We start from the raw sequence: 17,977 nt of genomic DNA, 5'->3' as shown, positions 1-17,977 counted from the left end.
TTAATCAAGGAGTTCACATGACTTTACAAGACTTAACTAAAAAGAATCAAGAGTTTGTTCATATTGCAACTAATCAACTTTTAGCTGATGGAAAATCAGATGCAGAAATCAAAGCTATTTTAGAAGAACATCTCCCAGAGATTATAGATAATCAGAAAAAAGGAATTACCGCACGCTCACTCTTAGGAGCACCAACTACTTGGGCAGCCTCATTCACTGAGCGACCTGAGGATAAAGCTAGAGTATCTGTACAAAAAAATACCAATCCTTGGTTGATGTGGTTAGATACTTCCTTACTATTTCTTGGCTTAGTAACTGCTTTGAATGGTTTAATGTTGCTATTTGGTCAATCTAATGTCAATACAGGGCTTATTTCAATTTTAACTCTTGGTTTTGGTGGTGGTGCGGCCATGTACGTTACTTATTACTATATTTATCGCCATATGGGTAAACCAAAATCTGAAAGACCAGGCTGGCTTAAATCTTTCGCAGTACTGGCACTAGTTATGTTAGTTTGGTTTGCCTTATTTGCAGTAGTACCTCTTCTACCTGCAACTATTAATCCTAAACTTCCTGAGGTTGTTTTGTTTATTATTGCTTTAGCATCGTTTGGTTTGCGCTTTTATTTACAACGTAAATATAATATTCAAAGCTCAATGGCACCAGTGGCACCACAACAAAGAAGATAATAACAAAGAGTATGAACGTATTAGTTCATCTCTTTTTTCTATGAAATTTAAAACTAAAAAAATACTGACTTTATTAAAATTTGATATAATAAGTCAACACTATTCAAAAAGGAGTGCTGAGGCACAACATTATGCAAGATAAATTAATGATAAGAGGAGCAAGAGCTCACAATTTAAAAAATATAAGTGTCGACATTCCACGAGACAAGTTAGTTGTCGTTACGGGACTATCAGGATCAGGTAAGTCTAGTTTGGCCTTTGACACTATCTATGCAGAAGGACAACGTCGTTACGTTGAAAGTCTTTCTGCTTACGCGCGCCAATTTTTGGGAAATATGGAAAAGCCTGATGTAGATTCTATTGATGGCCTTAGTCCAGCTATTTCTATTGATCAGAAAACAACAAGTAAGAATCCTCGCTCTACTGTTGGGACTGTAACAGAAATTAACGATTATTTACGTTTGCTTTATGCTCGTGTTGGAACCCCATATTGTATCAATGGTCACGGAGCCATCACAGCATCTTCTGTAGAGCAAATTGTGGATAAGGTACTAGCGCTTCCAGAGCGAACAAAGATGCAAATTTTAGCCCCAATTATACGTCGAAAAAAAGGACAACACAAATCAACATTTGAGAAAATACAAAAAGATGGTTACGTTCGTGTTCGTATTGATGGTGATATTCACGATGTTACTGAGGTGCCTGAATTATCAAAAAGTAAGATGCACAATATTGATATTGTAGTAGATCGATTAATTAATAAAGAGGGCATTCGTTCCCGCTTATTTGATTCCGTTGAAGCGGCTCTACGTTTGTCGGATGGTTATGTCGTTATTGATACAATGGATGGCAATGAGTTATTGTTTTCAGAGCATTATTCTTGTCCTGAATGTGGTTTTACTGTTCCTGAATTAGAGCCACGCCTTTTTTCTTTTAATGCTCCCTTTGGTTCTTGTCCGACCTGTGATGGCTTAGGAATTAAGTTAGAAGTAGATATAGATTTGGTTATTCCAGATAGAAGTAAGACCCTTAGAGAAGGGGCCTTAGTTCCTTGGAATCCAATTTCATCAAATTATTATCCAACGATGCTAGAGCAAGCTATGACTCAATTTGGTGTTGATGTGGATACGCCATTTGAAAAATTAAGCAAGGCGGAGCAGGACCTAGCCCTATATGGTTCAGGCGAACGAGAGTTCCATTTCCATTATATTAACGATTTTGGAGGCGAGAGAAATATTGATTTGCCTTTTGAAGGGGTTGTCAATAATATTAATCGTCGTTACCATGAAACTAATAGCGATTACACACGCAATGTTATGCGAGAATATATGAACGAGCTAAAATGTAACACTTGTCATGGCTATCGTCTCAATGATCAAGCACTTTGCGTAAGAGTTGGGGGAGAAGAAGGTCTTAATATTGGGCAAGTCTCAGATTTATCGATAGCAGACCATTTAGAACTTTTAGAAACATTGCGTTTATCTTCAAATGAACAATTAATTGCTCGACCAATTATCAAAGAAATCCATGACCGTCTAAGTTTCTTAAATAATGTTGGACTTAATTATTTAAATCTGTCACGTTCTGCAGGAACACTTTCCGGGGGCGAGAGTCAACGTATTCGTTTGGCTACTCAAATTGGGTCTAATTTATCAGGTGTCCTTTATGTACTTGATGAGCCGTCCATTGGACTTCATCAGCGAGACAATGACCGTTTGATTGATAGTCTTAAGAAAATGCGTGATTTGGGTAATACGCTTATTGTTGTTGAACATGATGAAGATACAATGATGGCAGCTGATTGGTTAATCGATGTGGGACCTGGCGCTGGTGCGTTTGGTGGTGAGATTGTGGCCTCTGGTACACCGAAGCAAGTAGCTAAAAATACTAAATCTATTACAGGACAATATTTGTCAGGTAAGAAAGTGATTCCTGTGCCATCTGAACGAAGAGTAGGTAATGGTCGCTTTTTAGAAATCAAAGGTGCGGCAGAAAACAACCTACAAAATTTAGATGTCAAGTTCCCTCTCGGTAAATTTATTGCCGTAACTGGTGTCTCAGGTTCTGGAAAATCAACCTTAATTAATAGTATTTTGAAAAAAGCTGTTGCGCAGAAGCTTAACCGTAACTCAGATAAACCAGGTAAATATGTTTCTTTAGAAGGCATTGAATATGTTGATCGATTGATTGATATTGATCAAAGTCCAATTGGTCGGACTCCACGTTCTAATCCCGCAACCTATACAGGTGTTTTTGATGATATTCGTGATCTTTTTGCTCAAACTAATGAGGCAAAGATTCGAGGTTATAAAAAAGGACGCTTCTCATTTAACGTCAAAGGTGGACGTTGTGAGTCTTGTTCTGGCGATGGTATCATCAAAATTGAGATGCATTTTTTACCAGATGTCTACGTTCCTTGTGAAGTATGCCACGGCACGCGCTATAATAGTGAGACTCTGGAAGTACATTACAAAGAAAAAAATATTGCACAAATTCTTGATATGACAGTGAATGATGCAGTTACATTTTTTGCAGCTATTCCTAAAATTGCTCGTAAGTTACAGACTATTAAGGATGTTGGTTTGGGATATGTCACTTTGGGGCAACCAGCTACAACCTTATCAGGAGGAGAAGCTCAGCGAATGAAGCTGGCAAGTGAATTACATAAGCGTTCGACAGGTAAGAGTCTTTACATATTAGACGAACCAACAACGGGGCTTCATGCAGATGATATTGCTCGTTTACTTAAGGTTTTGGATCGTTTTGTAGATGATGGTAATACAGTGCTTGTTATTGAGCATAACCTTGATGTTATTAAAACTGCTGACCACATTATTGATCTTGGCCCTGAAGGAGGTATTGGTGGCGGACAAATTGTAGCTATCGGAACACCAGAAGAAGTTGCTGAAAATCCTAAATCCTATACAGGATATTATTTAAAAGAGAAGTTAGCAAGATAGTTTATTGGGAGCTGAGTAATATTACTCAGTTCCTTTTTGTAAGCTAACATTGCGTAGAAGTCATTAAATGGAGAACGCTTTATTAGGAAAAATAGTGGGGAGATATTTTAAAAAAAGGAAATAATGATGTTTTGAAAAAAATAGTTTCTATGAGAATCTTTTTCTTGACAATAAAATTTAGCTATTATAAAATAGTTCTCACGATAACTAAAATAATGATTTTTTCAGAAAATAATATTATTTCTTGATTAAAAAATCAAAAAATAACCTTATAAGACCTATTTGTTATTCTTAAAAGATATTAGTTAAAATCAGAAATAGAGATTGGAGATAAAATGACTACAAAAGCAAAACATGATATTCATGGCAAACCATATAATCGTACAGCCATGATCACCTTATTGTTGATTGCTACATTTGCAGGGGTATTAAATCAGACAAGTTTGGGAACGGCTATCCCAACTTTGATGAATAGCTTTAACATTTCGTTGTCAACGGCTCAACAAGCAACAACATGGTTTTTATTAGCGAATGGGATTATGATTCCTGTTTCAGCTTATTTAGCGACACGTTTTTCAACAAAATGGTTGTATGTGACATCCTACGTTGTTTTACTTATTGGACTGTTAATGACGACGTTAGCACCTACATCTAACTGGAACCTTTTTTTAGTAGGACGTATTATTCAAGCGATTTCTGTAGGGATTTCTATGCCTTTGATGCAGGTTGTTATGGTGAATGTTTTTCCTCCAGAGCAGCGTGGTGCCGCTATGGGACTTAATGGTTTGGTGGTTGGTCTTGCCCCAGCTATTGGGCCTACATTAGCAGGGTGGATTTTAAAACAAGAATTTCATTTTGCAGGGCATGATTTAACATGGCGTGCAATTTTCCTTCTTCCTTTACTAATTTTAACGGTCACTACAATTTTATCCCCCTTTGTTCTAAAAGATGTGGTTGATAATAAGTCAGTTAAATTGGAAGTGCCTTCCCTTATCCTTTCAATAATTGGCTTTGGTAGCTTTTTGTGGGGCTTCACAAATGTGGCAACTTATGGATGGGGAGATATTGGATATGTTATTTCTCCTATTATGGTTGGTATTATTTTTATCGCCTTATTCATTCATCGTCAATTAAAACTAGAAACACCGTTCTTAGATATCCGTGTTTTCAAAAATAAACAATTCTCAGTAACAACAGCAGCTATTGCACTTTCAATGATGGCGATGATGGGTGTTGAAATGATGCTACCGCTTTACTTGCAAAATGTTCATGGTCTCTCTGCACTTGATTCTGGTTTAGCTTTATTACCAGGTGCCTTGATGATGGGGATAGTTAGTCCAATTTCTGGAGCTGTATATGATAAAGTTGGTGCAAGACGTATGGCTATGATTGGTTTTACCATACTAGGTGTAGCGACGTTACCTTTTGTTTTCTTAACGACTACAACACCAGATCATTTTATTACCCTCTTATATGCAGTACGTATGTTTGGTATTGCTATGGTTATGATGCCATTGACAGCAAGTGCGATGAGCGCACTTCCACCACATGAGGCCGCACATGGAACAGCAGCTAATAATACTGCTCGTCAAATTGCTTCAGCAGTTGTAGTTGCATTGCTTTCAAGTGTTGCTCAAAATATTATCACCAACAATAAACCATCAAAAGATTTGCTAACAATGAATCCTTTAAAATATGCAAATCAGATGTTGAATGCTAGTCTTGATGGCTTCCATGTTTCTTTTGCCATTGGTTTTGTATTTGCGGTTCTTGGTTTACTGGTATCTCTTTTCCTGAGAAAAGGGAAAATTATTGAGACGGAAAAGGAGGTATAGCATGATTATTTTGATTATTGCACTGGCAACTATTTTGACATTTGTCACATGGATGTTGATTCGTCCAAAAGCTCTACGGTATATTCTAGGTCTTCTCTCATTAGCTTTGTTGTTTGCCTCAGTTTGGATGTTAACGGATCACTTTATTAATCATACAGGTATGACTATTGAAACTAAGACAAAGACACGTGAGATTTATAGTGCGGGTGATAGTAAGGCTCCATTTGGTCTCATGATTTATAAAGAGATTGGTACTCATTCGAGTAATAATGTTTTAGTTTATCGAACAGATTTAAATCAAAAAGAAGCAAAAGCTCACTTTGTTCCAAATACAAAAGAAGTGACAAGTGCTGTGAAAAAATCTGCTAGCTACCAATTAGCTGATGTGAAAAAAGCCACAGTAACAACAAAGACTAAACGTTATGTGTGGAAAGATAGTCTTTCGAAACTACTTTATGGCTTTGCAGGTGAAAATGGAGAATTGATTTCTCAGAAATCAGTTGCTAAAATACCACGAAAAACTTGGCTAGTTTTGACTAAAGAGCAGTCCGAACACTTAGAATCGGCTGCGGCTAAACTAAAAGAACAAATGACTTCGCAAGCAAAAGTAAACCCAGTGAAAGCTATGGAGATAAAGACATTAGCTAAGACAAATCCAGAAGCTTATGCTGAGATGCAAGTTAAAGCATTAAAAGAAGCTCTTAATATAAAAGAATAGTAAAGTAAAAGCAACTGAAATGAGTTGCTTTTCTTATAGCTAAATGTTTTAAAAGATGATAAAATTAACCTAATTAAGGTTAGAATAGCGAGGTTTCTTATGGGTTTTGAACAACGTCTAACTAGATGTCAAACAGCAATTTCACAATTATCATGTGACGCACTCTTAATAACAAATTTAACAAATATTTTTTATTTGACTGGTTTTTCAGGAACTAATGCAACGGTACTCATTAGTCCAAAACACCGGATTTTTGTTACAGATTCACGATATGCCTTGATAGCAAAGAATACTGTAAGAGAGTTTGATATTATCATTAGCAGAGAACCACTTGCGGCTATTTTGAAAATTATTCGCGATGACGCATTGATAGCGATTGGTTTTGAAACTGATATTTCTTATCATATGTACAAACATATGGTGGAAGTTTTTGAAGATTATCGCTTGATAGAAGCTCCATCTGTTGTTGAAAAGTTACGTATGATTAAAGATGTAACAGAACTTGCGATCATCCGTCAAGCCTGTCGTATTTCGGACCAAGCTTTTTTAGATGTGTTGGATTTTATAAAGCCTGATCGAACAACTGAATTGCAAGTTGCTAATTTTTTAGACTTTCGCATGAGAGAATTAGGAGCAACTGGTCCTTCATTTGATTTTATTGTAGCATCTGGATATCGATCAGCGATGCCACATGGGGTTGCGAGTCAGAAGACTATTCAATCGGGAGAAACTCTGACTTTAGATTTTGGTTGTTACTATCAGCACTATGTTAGTGATATGACACGTACGATTCATATCGGTCATGTCACTGATCAGGAACGCGAGATTTACGATATCGTTTTGAAAAGTAATCAAGCTATTATTGATAATGTAAAATCAGGAATGAAGCGTTGTGATTATGATTACTTGGCGCGACAAGTCATTGAAAATTCTGGATACGGTAATCATTTTACCCACGGTATAGGGCATGGTATGGGGCTTGATGTTCATGAAATTCCTTATTTTGGTAAGTCAGAGGGAGTGATTGCATCTGGGATGGTAGTGACTGACGAGCCAGGAATATATCTCGATAATAAATACGGTGTTCGTATTGAAGATGATTTATTAATAACGGAAACAGGTTGCGAAGTATTGACATCTGCACCGAAAGAATTAATTGTACTTTAAAGGAAAATAGAATGAATAGACTTTCTTGGGAAGATTATTTTATGGCAAATGCAGAGTTGATTTCTAAACGTTCTACCTGTGACCGTGCTTTTGTTGGAGCTGTTTTAGTCAAAAATAATCGCATCATTGCTACAGGTTATAACGGAGGAGTCTCTGAGACAGATAACTGTAACGAAGTGGGACATTATATGGAAGATGGTCACTGTATTAGGACTGTTCATGCTGAGATGAATGCCCTTATTCAGTGTGCTAAAGAAGGTATTTCTACTAATAATACAGAAATTTATGTGACGCATTTTCCTTGTATCAATTGCACCAAGGCGCTCTTGCAAGCCGGGGTTAAGAAAATTACTTATAAAGCTAATTATCGCCCACACCCATTTGCTATTGAACTTATGGAAGCAAAAGGAGTTGCTTATGTTCAACATGATGTTCCAGAGGTAACACTAGGGATGGAAGAGTAAAGAGGAAGATAGAGTATATGCCTATCTTCCTTGAAGGTTTTATCGTTTAAGCTAAGGGCCAGTTATGTTAAATATATTGAACGAGATAATTCTCAAAATTGGTCAATTGTTAGTCATGGGATTACTGAAAATGGCCTAAAAAAGGTGATCACCAGTTAATAGTCATTATTCCTAATGATTTTTCACAGAAAGTTTTAGATGTTGATAATAGAATAGCTGATCCATCTATTATCAACATCTAAAATTAGTACTGCTGGGAATCTCGAATTGCAAAAATAATTTACAAAAAAGAGAAAAGATATTGTTGCTGACCTCAATAGATGTAAATCCAGTTTATGCTAATATGGCATTTGATTGGGTGTATGATAACTATAAAGATGATATCATCAATTATGGACAAGAAACTATCAAAAATATTGGTAAATCCATTTCAGCTAATAATAGTTTAGGTACTTTATATAATTAAGGAGCAAGATTTGAAAACGGAAATAGAAACAAATAATCTTATTAATTTAGGATGGTTTCATGATAATGCTGTTTATTATGATATGAAAACGAAAAAATTATATAAATCTAATCTAAAAAAAAAATAGCACAGGTATAATGCTACTAACTCCTATTATTTCAACTATTATTGGAAAAATAATTCAAAGTATAAGTGAAAATCTAGAAATTTCAAATTTTTCAATTTTATTTTCTATTGTATATTTATCTTTATTGATACTAGTTTCAGGATTTACAGTAAAATTGATGAGAAGAAAAAATGATTATGAAGAGCTAGAAATTTTCCCTGGACAGTTAAAAAAATTTATTAAAGATGCTAAAGTACATAATATATTAATAATTTCAATCTCTTTCATATTAAGTTTTAGTATCCTACTTTTATTTAAATTATTTCTACAAGTTTTAGATTTCAATTTATTCATTATTTTGGGAATACTTTTTGTGTCTGTACTAATATTAATATTGGAATATAGACCTTATAAAAGAAAAAAGGTATTGATCGAATTAAAAAAAAATAGTAATAGTGGAACCAATATATAAAAGGAGTTGTGATTGAATAAGATATTAGCAATTGGTACTGAAATTGCACCTGTGATAGGAGCAGTTGCTTCGATTGGTGTAAAAGCATTGTATAATAATTCTAAATCATTTAGAAATGTTATAAGTAGTACAGGAAATGTAATTAACAATATTGATAAACATTTTACAAAAATAAATAGTTAGGTACGTGAACTAATGGGAATAAAAAGTTATAGACGGGTTGAGCTTGTAGCAAAACTTAATTTTAGATATTATCTAGTTAGTATTAGTGGACGTTATTACATTATTGATTATGCCAATCCTAGTGATATAAAAGATTATTTTATAGGTATTTTTCCAGAAAGAGTAGAAAAATATCAAATTTATGATGTGACTGCGGATTATAAGAATTTTTTAGTAAACAAAAAAAGTCGCCTTTATCTTTAAAAACTTTTACAATTTTATTTTTATTTTATTTAGTTCATATCTCAATTTTTCCAAAAAATATAAATATTGCATACTTAACAAGATCGCATTTAATATTAGAACATTTTTATCTTTTTATTTTATTGAGCATATTTAGTCTTGTTTTAGCTAAATCAGAGAAATAAAGCATTAGATCTTTCCAAATATAAATCTAGTTTTTTGAAATATAATAATCAAAAACGGAAGAGCCCATTTATAGTAATATTATCAATCATAATTTCTTATATCGTTCTATGGGGAATGGCATTGTGGGACGAAAACTTTTCAAACTTATTTTTATTTGGATTTATTTTTTCAAACAGTTTATTTTTTATAAAGTTCATTGAGTTTCAACCATCGTTAAATGGGAAAAATTATTATATTGGGGAGAACTGAAGTATGTTATTACCAGTAGGGAGTGTTGTCTATCTTATTGATGGCAATCAAAAATTAGTTATTGTAAATAGAGGTGCAATTGTTGAGCAAGAAGGACAAGAAGTTTATTTTGATTACCTAGGTGGAATTTTTCCTGAGGGTTTAAATCTTGAACAAGTTTACTATTTTAATCAAGAAGATATTGATGAGGTTGTTTTTGAAGGTTACCATGATGAGGAGGAAGAAAGAGTTTCTCGTCTCATTGAAAAATGGAAAAATACAGAGGGAAAGAATCTTCCAAAGGGAAAGACTAGTGTAGAATAGAAATAATCTAAAAAGTAAATTCTACTCAAAAACAAATCAATATGCTACTAGTGTGAATATGCTATTGATAGATGTCATGATACACTTATCAGAAGAAAACGAAAAAGGCTTTACTAAATTACAATTCTTTACTCGACAAATTGTGGTTGGTGTAAACTGGTATGTACTTCCCAAAATTGATAACTATTTCAACCCCTAAAAGATAAGAAAAAATACTTTTGAAAATAGACTGTACTTTAGGAAAATCCCGTATAAAAGAATAGCTAATAAAGCCAGCGCAGGTATCTGTACGATTAGAAAACGACATAGTTGTAACTTTCTATAATGAGACATATTAAAATTCATCATTCCACCTCCTAAATTAGTAATTCAATGATCAGTGGACTAGGGCTCCTTCAATACCAATGACAGCTCTTATTCCAATTGCATATGGCACTAAAACAGAGAGCTACCTGATGTAGTAAGCAAGATTGGTATCACCAAGCTCAGTACCAATGCTTAGCGCACGTCCACTAACACCACCCCGATTTCCTTTACCAGCTTCAATAGAGCAAATTAAGTTCGTATCTAAAACTTATATCGAGAATAACTACATTTTCATACGAATAGCTCCGTAGGTGATTTATTTTATCTGTTTCAATAAGACAACTATAGTTTACTACCTTTATTAAAATTTACTAAAAAGTCACTAAAAACACCTAAACAGTATTTCAATCTTAGTCAAGATATCGGTATAATATTAAAACTGTTATCAAAACTGAAGTAAGAGGAAAGTGTCAAGTGCTTCAGTCTTATTTACGCCCTCTTGGTGATTTTATTTATTTATCAAGAAATCAGACACATACCAAATCAATAAACTATTTGAGAAAGCAGGTTATTTGTGATAAAATTAGTTGATAAATAATTTTTACAAAGAGGTATTAATAAATGATTGAAGCAAGTAAGCTTAAAGCAGGCATGACTTTTGAAACGGCTGATGGGAAATTAATCCGTGTTCTTGAAGCTAGCCACCACAAACCAGGTAAAGGTAACACAATCATGCGTATGAAATTGCGTGATGTTCGTACTGGTTCAACTTTTGATACAAGTTACCGTCCTGAAGAAAAATTTGAGCAAGCTATTATTGAAACTGTACCTGCTCAATACCTTTATAAGATGGATGATACAGCTTACTTCATGAATAATGAAACTTACGATCAATATGAAATTCCAACTGTTAACATTGAAAATGAATTACTCTACATTCTTGAAAACTCAGAAGTAAAAATTCAATTCTATGGAACAGAAGTTATTGGTGTTCAAATTCCAACAACTGTTGAATTGACAGTTGCTGAAACTCAACCATCAATCAAAGGTGCTACTGTAACTGGTTCAGGAAAACCTGCAACTATGGAAACAGGACTTGTTGTTAACGTTCCAGACTTTATTGAAGCTGGACAAAAGTTAGTAATCAATACAGCAGAAGGAACTTACGTTTCACGCGCCTAATGACTCTCAAAAAAGTGTTAAGTAGATTCATGATGAATTTACTCTACTAAGGAAAAACCTTAGTAAACACTAAAAGAAAGGATAAGCTATGACAACTGAAAATCTTGGAGAAATTGTCATTTCACCACGTGTACTTGAGGTAATTACAGGTATTGCTGCAACTAAAGTTGATGGTGTTCATTCGTTACGTAACAAAGCGGTAACGGATAGCCTTAGTAAGAAATCTCTAGGTAGAGGTGTCTACCTTAAAAATGAAGAAGATGATACAGTAGCTGCAGATATTTATGTTTACTTGCAGTATGGTGTAAATGTACCAGCAGTTTCAATTGCTATTCAACAAGCTGTCAAAACAGCTGTATATGACATGGCAGAAGTAAAAATTTCTTCGGTCAATATCCATGTTGAAGGTATTGTTCCAGAGAAAACACCAAAACCAGACTTGAAGTCATTGTTTGATGAGGATTTCTTAGATGACTAGTGTATTTAAAGATTCAAGACGTGATTTACGTGAACGTGCTTTTCAAACACTATTTAGCTTAGAAACTGGTGGAGAGTTTATTGATGCGGCTCACTTTGCTTATGGTTATGATAAAACAGTATCTGAAGACAAAGTTTTAGAGGTTCCAATCTTTTTACTTAATCTTGTTAATGGTGTTGTAGATCACAAGGATGAATTAGATACTTTGATTTCTAGTCACTTAAAATCAGGATGGAGCTTAGAACGTCTAACATTGGTTGATAAATCTCTCTTACGCTTAGGCCTCTATGAAATTAAATATTTTGATGAAACGCCTGATCGTGTAGCTCTAAATGAGATTATCGAGATTGCTAAAAAATATTCAGATGAGACGTCAGCAAAATTTGTCAATGGTTTATTAAGCCAATTTATAACAAATGAAAATTAAAAATGTGGAAGAAGATTCTTCCACATTTTTAATTTGCTTTGAAAAATAACTATTACTAAAAATTATTTTATAAATATGATTTCCTAAACACTACTACCAGGGATGAGACTGACTGGTAAAATATAATCCTTATTTGTCTTTTGCCCCTCAATCTTAGCTAGGAGTATTTCAACCATCAATTGCGCAATTTCTCGAATAGGTTGTTTAATAGTGGTTAGATGTGGGACGTAATCTTGAATGAAACTTGTACCATCATATCCAATCACTTTGATATCTTCTGGGATGGACAACCCTAGTTGGCTGATAAGTTTGATTACTAATAAAGCAGTTAAGTCGTCTGATGTAAAAATACCATCTGGTTTGTGAGTCGAGATAATTGATTTTAATTCCATCTCACGTCTCATGTTAGATAGCCCATTTGTGACTGTGATAACTTTGGATTCCTTTGATTCATAGGAAAAACCTAGCCGCCTAAGTCCAGTAGGAGAATCTGAATTATCATTCCCTGTAATCATAATCATCTTTTGACAGCCATGTTTTTTAAGGGTTTGAGCAGCCATTTTTCCTCCAAAGAAATTATCAGATGAGATGATCGGGATGTGTGGAGCTAAATTTCTATCGAATGCTACTATGGGAGCCTCAACTTTCTCGTAATCATCAATTCCTAGGTTGTGACTACTTGAAATGATACCGTCTACTTGATTTGCTCCTAGCATTTCGAGGTATTCTTTTTCTTTGATAGGATCCTTTTCACTATTACATAAGATAGTTTTATAACCATGCTTAAACAACTCAATTTCAAGGTGTTCAATTAATTCAGCGTAAAAAATGTTACGGATGTTGGGGAAAATGAGTCCAATTAATTTAGCAGACTTTCCCTGTAAGCTACGTGCTAAATTATTAGGTTTATAACCAAGGGTTCTCATGGCTTCATTGACTTTGGTGACTGTTTTTTGAGATAAATAGCCTTTTTTGTTAATAACGCGTGATACAGTCGTTGGGCTAACACCGGCAAGTGCAGCAACATCTGTTAATTTTGCAACCATATTAATATTTTAATTCAAAATATTTACCATGAACGTGTCCTTCTTTTAGTTGAATTCCTGATTGTTCTGCATCTGGAAAGACTCGTCCCGTAAATACTTTTTCTCCTTTATTTATAAAGATTTCAAAGATGGACTTATCGATAAAAATATTGATACTAGTAGCATCTTTTGGAATGTCACACTGGCGACTAGTACCAAATTCTGTGGCGTACTGCTGTCCGGCTTGTGAGCGGTCAACGATAACTTTCCCCTTTGCAGTATCAATAGTAATGGATAGTCCTTGTCCTTTCGGATTAGCAAAGAGAACAAATGAAGAAAGATCGTTTCTAGGAACTAGTAATTCTAATTCATAGGTGTTGTTAGTTTGAAGTTGTGTTTTAAATTCTGCTTGATGTTGACGAAGATTTTTCATAGCAGGAACGGGATATTGATAAAGGTTCCCATTTTTTATGCTTAACTCTTTAACTAAACTCATAGCTCCTTGATAATCAAATTGATCGCTAGGATAATCAATATCTGGCAAGCCTATCCAACTCACGATAAAGGTACGACCATCAGAAGTATTAAATCCTTGAGTAGCATAGGCTTCAAAACCATAATCTAAATTATAGATAGGGGATGGTTCAACTATCTTAGATGAGTTAGCATCGAAATATTGTCCGATTTTGTAGGTATTTGGATAAATGTTTTGGTAGTCCAATTCGTTTTTATCTAGTCCTTGAGGACTATAAAGTAATACAGGTTTTCCTTTGACAAAAATAATATTTGGACATTCAATCATATACTCAGATCCAGTACCACCAAAATCTAAATCTCCCACAAACTCCCAATGATGGATGTCATTATTAAGTGCTTTATATAATTTAATGAATCCGCATTTTTTACTATTTTGCGCCCCGATAACAGCATAGAATTGATTATCATAATTGAAAATCTGAGGATCACGAAAATGCTCAGTGACATCATTTGGTTGTGAAATAAGGACTTTATCAAATTTTGTAATCTTGCCATCACTTGTCATCCATGCTCCAATTTGGCGGGGGTCACGGTTCCATTTCATGTCACGGACATTACCAGTATAAAAAAGAAAAAGCTTATCGTCAATGGCTAATGCAGAACCGGAGTATGCACCATGGCTATCATTGACATGGTCAGGTTTAAGCTTGATTCCTGTTTCTTTGAAATGAACTAAATCATCTGATTCTGTATGTACCCATTGTTTTAAACCATGTGCAGCTCCAAAGGGCCAATTTTGATAAAAAAGATGGAATTTTCCATTAAAGTAAGAGAAGCCATTTGGGTCATTTAAAAGCCCTGTTTTAGCTTCTAAGTGATAAGTTGCTCTCCAAGGGGATTTTGAGACATTCTTTAAAATATTTTCCTTATCTTCTTCAGTCCATTCATCATAAGGACGATAGCGGATTTCAGTGGGTAAATTCATTTGATACTCCTTGACTGTCTTAATATCTAATAACTATATAGTAAACGTTTTCTCTTTTGAAATCAACTCTTAACATCAAAAAATATTATTTTATGTCAAACGCTTGACATATATTTATGAGACATGCTAGAATATTAGAGTAAATAAAATGAAACGCTTTCAAAATGTCAAAGGAGATTTATAGATGGCTTCAAATACAGAAATTGCTAAACAAGTCATTAATGCGATTGGTGGTGCTAGTAATGTGCGTAGCGTAGCACACTGTGCCACTCGTCTTCGCATTATGGTAAAAGATGAGACAGTCATTGATAAAAATACTGTTGAAAATATCGAAAAAGTTCAGGGAGCATTTTTCAATTCAGGTCAATATCAAATTATTTTTGGAACTGGTACTGTTAATAAGATTTATGATGAAGTAGTGGCTCAAGGTTTGCCAACTTTGTCAACCTCTGATCAAAAGGCAGAAGCGGCTAAACAAGGGAATGCTTTCCAACGAGCTATTCGTACTTTCGGTGATGTTTTTGTTCCATTGTTGCCAGCCATTGTTGCTACTGGTTTATTTATGGGGATTCGCGGTGCGATTAATAATGATACAGTTTTAGCTTTATTTGGGACGACTTCAAAAGCATTTTCAAGTTCTAATTTTTATACCTATACTGTCGTTTTGACTGACACGGCCTTTGCTTTTTTTCCTGCCTTGATTTCTTGGTCAGCTTTTAGAGTTTTTGGTGGAAATCCTGTTATCGGTCTCGTATTAGGATTGATGATGGTCAACTCTGCCCTTCCAAACGCTTGGGCAGTGGCCTCAGGTGATGCCCATCCCATAAAATTTTTCGGCTTTATTCCAGTAGTTGGTTATCAAAATTCAGTATTGCCGGCATTCTTTGTAGGTTTACTTGGTGCTAAACTTGAAAAATGGTTGCATAAGAAAATCCCAGATGTTCTTGATTTACTATTAGTGCCGTTCCTAACTTTTACAGTTATGTCAATTTTAGCACTTTTTGTCATTGGTCCTATTTTCCATTCAGTTGAAAACTATGTTTTAGCAGGGACAAAATTTGTCCTTAATTTACCTCTTGGCCTATCAGGTCTTATTTTAGGTGGTGTTCATCAGATAATCGTTGTTACAGGTGTTCATCATATCTTTAATTTACTTGAAGCTCAGTTAATTGCTGCTGATGGGAAAGATCCATTTAATGCTATTATTACAGCTGCTATGACAGCACAAGCAGGTGCCACGTTGGCAGTTGGTGTTAAAACAAAAAATAAAAAATTAAAAGCCCTTGCTTTTCCGGCAGCGCTTTCAGCTGGACTTGGTATTACAGAACCGGCTATATTTGGAGTAAACTTACGTTTTGGTAAGCCATTTATTATGGGATTAATTGCAGGAGCAGCAGGTGGCTGGTTAGCTTCAATATTGAAATTAGCAGGAACTGGTTTTGGTATTACCATTATCCCAGGAACATTACTTTATTTAAATGGTCAAATTGTTAAGTACCTTATTATGGTAATTGGAACTACGTCTTTGGCTTTTGTATTAACTTATATGTTTGGATATGAAGATAAAGATGAAAAAGCAGTAGCTGAAGTTAGTCCTTTGGTTGAAGAAACAGATGACGATCCAACAATTACTCAAACTAGCCAATTAAGGGCAGAAACGATTGTTAGCCCTCTTGATGGACAGGTTATTGCTCTTGATACAGTAAGTGACCCAGTTTTTTCATCAGGTATTATGGGAGATGGCCTTGCTATTAAACCAAGAGGTAATACAATTTACTCACCTGTTGATGGTTTTGTCCAAATTGCTTTTGAAACAGGTCATGCTTACGGTATCAAATCAGATAAAGGTGCAGAAATTTTGATTCATATAGGTATTGATACTGTCACCATGAATGGCACAGGGTTTACTTCTAAAGTCAAGGCAGACCAAAAAGTGAAAAAAGGTGATATTCTTGGCACCTTTGATTCAGCCAAGATTGCAGAAGCAGGTCTGGATAATACAGCTATGATTATTGTGACTAATACAGCTGATTTTGCTGATGTTATACCATTGGTAAAAGAGGGTGTTGTTACTACAGGTGACATGATTATTGATGTTAAGTGAGGATTAAAGGTTGGGATAATTATCCCAACCTTTGTCTTTGAGATAGAGATTATAGATAGGAAAAAAGATGACAAAGTTATATGGTAGTATTGAAGCAGGTGGGACAAAGTTTGTTTGTGCAGTTGGTGATGAGGAATTAAAAGTTGTAGAAAAAATGCAATTTCCAACAACGACGCCTCAAGAAACGATTAAAAAGACTGTTGATTTCTTTAAAAGATTTGAAAAGAAGTTAGAGGCAGTTGCTATTGGTTCTTTTGGTCCCATTGATATTGATAAAAAATCAAAGACATACGGTTATATCACAACGACCCCAAAGTTACATTGGGCTAATGTTGATTTACTCGGCTTAATTTCTAAAGATTTCAATGTTCCATTTTATTTCACAACAGATGTTAATAGCTCTGCCTATGGTGAAGTTATAGCTCGTAACAATATTGATTCACTTGTTTATTACACCATTGGTACGGGAATTGGTGCAGGAGCTATACAAAAGGGTGAATTTATAGGAGGAACTGGTCATACTGAAGCAGGTCATACTTATATGGCGATGCATCCGCAGGACCAAGCAAATGATTTTAAAGGTATCTGTCCGTTTCATAATAGCTGTTTAGAAGGTTTGGCATCTGGTCCAACTCTAGAAGCTAGGACTGGTATTCGTGGTGAATTGATTGAAGAAAATTCAATGGTTTGGGATGTTCAAGCCTATTATATTGCTCAGGCTGCAATACAAGCAACTGTATTATATCGTCCACAAGTCATTGTATTTGGTGGAGGCGTCATGGCACAAGAGCACATGTTAAGACGTGTTCGCCAGACATTTGCAACTTTATTAAATGGGTATTTACCAGTTCCCGATTTGTCTGATTATATTGTGACACCAGCTATAGAAGAAAATGGTTCTGCAACGTTAGGAAATTTTGCTTTAGCAAAGAAAATATCAAAAGGTTAATAAAACCCTTAAGCCACTACTTAG

Annotated in this window: 19 protein-coding genes; 17 read left to right on the top strand and 2 right to left on the bottom strand. The window is 34.8% G+C overall.

Annotated features, from left to right (window positions below; genetic code table 11):
- Positions 1-17: 17 nt before the first annotated feature.
- The 15 genes from A6J68_RS10115 to nusB all read left to right on the top strand — a co-directional run bounded on the left by A6J68_RS10115 (position 18) and on the right by nusB (position 12,413).
- Entirely contained in the window at positions 18-689 is a 672-nt protein-coding gene (locus A6J68_RS10115; protein ID WP_000174846.1) for a DUF1129 domain-containing protein, read from the top strand.
- Between the two features lie 131 nt (positions 690-820).
- Positions 821-3,649 carry an excinuclease ABC subunit UvrA gene (gene uvrA / locus A6J68_RS10110; RefSeq protein WP_001152946.1) on the top strand — a complete coding sequence of 943 codons (2,829 nt, stop codon included), beginning with the start codon at positions 821-823 and terminating at the stop codon, positions 3,647-3,649.
- Between the two features lie 335 nt (positions 3,650-3,984).
- Complete coding sequence (locus tag A6J68_RS10100) at positions 3,985-5,484, top strand: MDR family MFS transporter (protein WP_000208365.1); 1,500 nt, start codon at positions 3,985-3,987, stop codon at positions 5,482-5,484.
- 1 nt (position 5,485) lies between these two features.
- A complete protein-coding gene (locus A6J68_RS10095) occupies positions 5,486-6,202 on the top strand; it encodes a DUF4811 domain-containing protein (protein WP_000584718.1) in 717 nt (238 codons plus the stop codon).
- 99 nt (positions 6,203-6,301) lie between these two features.
- On the top strand, positions 6,302-7,369 hold the full coding sequence (locus tag A6J68_RS10090; RefSeq protein ID WP_000505335.1) for a M24 family metallopeptidase: 1,068 nt from the start codon (positions 6,302-6,304) through the stop codon (positions 7,367-7,369).
- Positions 7,370-7,380: 11 nt separating this feature from the next.
- Positions 7,381-7,833 carry a deoxycytidylate deaminase gene (locus tag A6J68_RS10085; protein WP_001081097.1) on the top strand — a complete coding sequence of 151 codons (453 nt, stop codon included), beginning with the start codon at positions 7,381-7,383 and terminating at the stop codon, positions 7,831-7,833.
- Positions 7,834-8,134: 301 nt separating this feature from the next.
- Positions 8,135-8,299: a hypothetical protein gene (locus A6J68_RS11660; RefSeq protein WP_000927756.1), complete on the top strand. Its 165-nt coding sequence runs from the start codon at positions 8,135-8,137 to the stop codon at positions 8,297-8,299.
- Between the two features lie 137 nt (positions 8,300-8,436).
- Complete coding sequence (locus A6J68_RS10070; protein ID WP_000927732.1) at positions 8,437-8,877, top strand: hypothetical protein; 441 nt, start codon at positions 8,437-8,439, stop codon at positions 8,875-8,877.
- Between the two features lie 12 nt (positions 8,878-8,889).
- The gene (locus A6J68_RS10065; RefSeq protein ID WP_001033639.1) at positions 8,890-9,060 is read left to right on the top strand and encodes a hypothetical protein; all 171 of its coding nucleotides are present in this window, start codon (positions 8,890-8,892) and stop codon (positions 9,058-9,060) included.
- 12 nt (positions 9,061-9,072) lie between these two features.
- On the top strand, positions 9,073-9,303 hold the full coding sequence (locus A6J68_RS10060) for a hypothetical protein (RefSeq protein ID WP_000511719.1): 231 nt from the start codon (positions 9,073-9,075) through the stop codon (positions 9,301-9,303).
- Positions 9,304-9,720: 417 nt separating this feature from the next.
- A complete protein-coding gene (locus A6J68_RS10050) occupies positions 9,721-10,020 on the top strand; it encodes a DUF4176 domain-containing protein (RefSeq protein WP_000926393.1) in 300 nt (99 codons plus the stop codon).
- Between the two features lie 58 nt (positions 10,021-10,078).
- Positions 10,079-10,219, top strand: a complete 141-nt coding sequence (locus A6J68_RS11655; RefSeq protein WP_001873402.1) for a hypothetical protein — start codon at positions 10,079-10,081, stop codon at positions 10,217-10,219.
- A gap of 728 nt (positions 10,220-10,947) precedes the next feature.
- A complete protein-coding gene (gene efp, locus A6J68_RS10035; protein WP_000568636.1) occupies positions 10,948-11,508 on the top strand; it encodes an elongation factor P in 561 nt (186 codons plus the stop codon).
- Between the two features lie 88 nt (positions 11,509-11,596).
- The gene (locus A6J68_RS10030) at positions 11,597-11,986 is read left to right on the top strand and encodes an Asp23/Gls24 family envelope stress response protein (protein ID WP_000206139.1); all 390 of its coding nucleotides are present in this window, start codon (positions 11,597-11,599) and stop codon (positions 11,984-11,986) included.
- Positions 11,979-12,413 (top strand): transcription antitermination factor NusB, encoded by a 435-nt coding sequence (gene nusB / locus A6J68_RS10025; RefSeq protein WP_000204940.1) that lies wholly within the window; start codon positions 11,979-11,981, stop codon positions 12,411-12,413. The genes A6J68_RS10030 and nusB overlap by 8 nt, the downstream gene beginning before the upstream one ends.
- 83 nt (positions 12,414-12,496) lie before the next feature.
- Here nusB and A6J68_RS10020 read toward each other — a convergent pair whose 3' ends face one another.
- Together A6J68_RS10020 and A6J68_RS10015 are read right to left on the bottom strand one after the other, a co-directional pair.
- Positions 12,497-13,459 (bottom strand): LacI family DNA-binding transcriptional regulator, encoded by a 963-nt coding sequence (locus A6J68_RS10020; protein ID WP_000225971.1) that lies wholly within the window; start codon positions 13,457-13,459, stop codon positions 12,497-12,499.
- A 1-nt stretch (position 13,460) separates the two neighbouring features.
- Positions 13,461-14,900, bottom strand: a complete 1,440-nt coding sequence (locus A6J68_RS10015; RefSeq protein WP_001053045.1) for a sucrose-6-phosphate hydrolase — start codon at positions 14,898-14,900, stop codon at positions 13,461-13,463.
- Positions 14,901-15,084: 184 nt separating this feature from the next.
- Here A6J68_RS10015 and A6J68_RS10010 point away from each other — a divergent pair, with 184 nt between their 5' ends.
- Positions 15,085-17,004 (top strand): sucrose-specific PTS transporter subunit IIBC, encoded by a 1,920-nt coding sequence (locus tag A6J68_RS10010; protein ID WP_000157939.1) that lies wholly within the window; start codon positions 15,085-15,087, stop codon positions 17,002-17,004.
- A 67-nt stretch (positions 17,005-17,071) separates the two neighbouring features.
- Positions 17,072-17,953, top strand: coding sequence for a fructokinase ScrK (gene scrK, locus A6J68_RS10005; RefSeq protein WP_000164273.1), 882 nt, complete (start codon positions 17,072-17,074; stop codon positions 17,951-17,953).
- The last annotated feature ends 24 nt before the right edge of the window (positions 17,954-17,977 follow it).

This window comes from Streptococcus sp. 'group B', assembly GCF_002073795.1.
GTDB classification, from domain to species: Bacteria; Bacillota; Bacilli; order Lactobacillales; family Streptococcaceae; genus Streptococcus; species Streptococcus agalactiae.
This window is presented reverse-complemented; position numbering and strand designations above follow the sequence as displayed.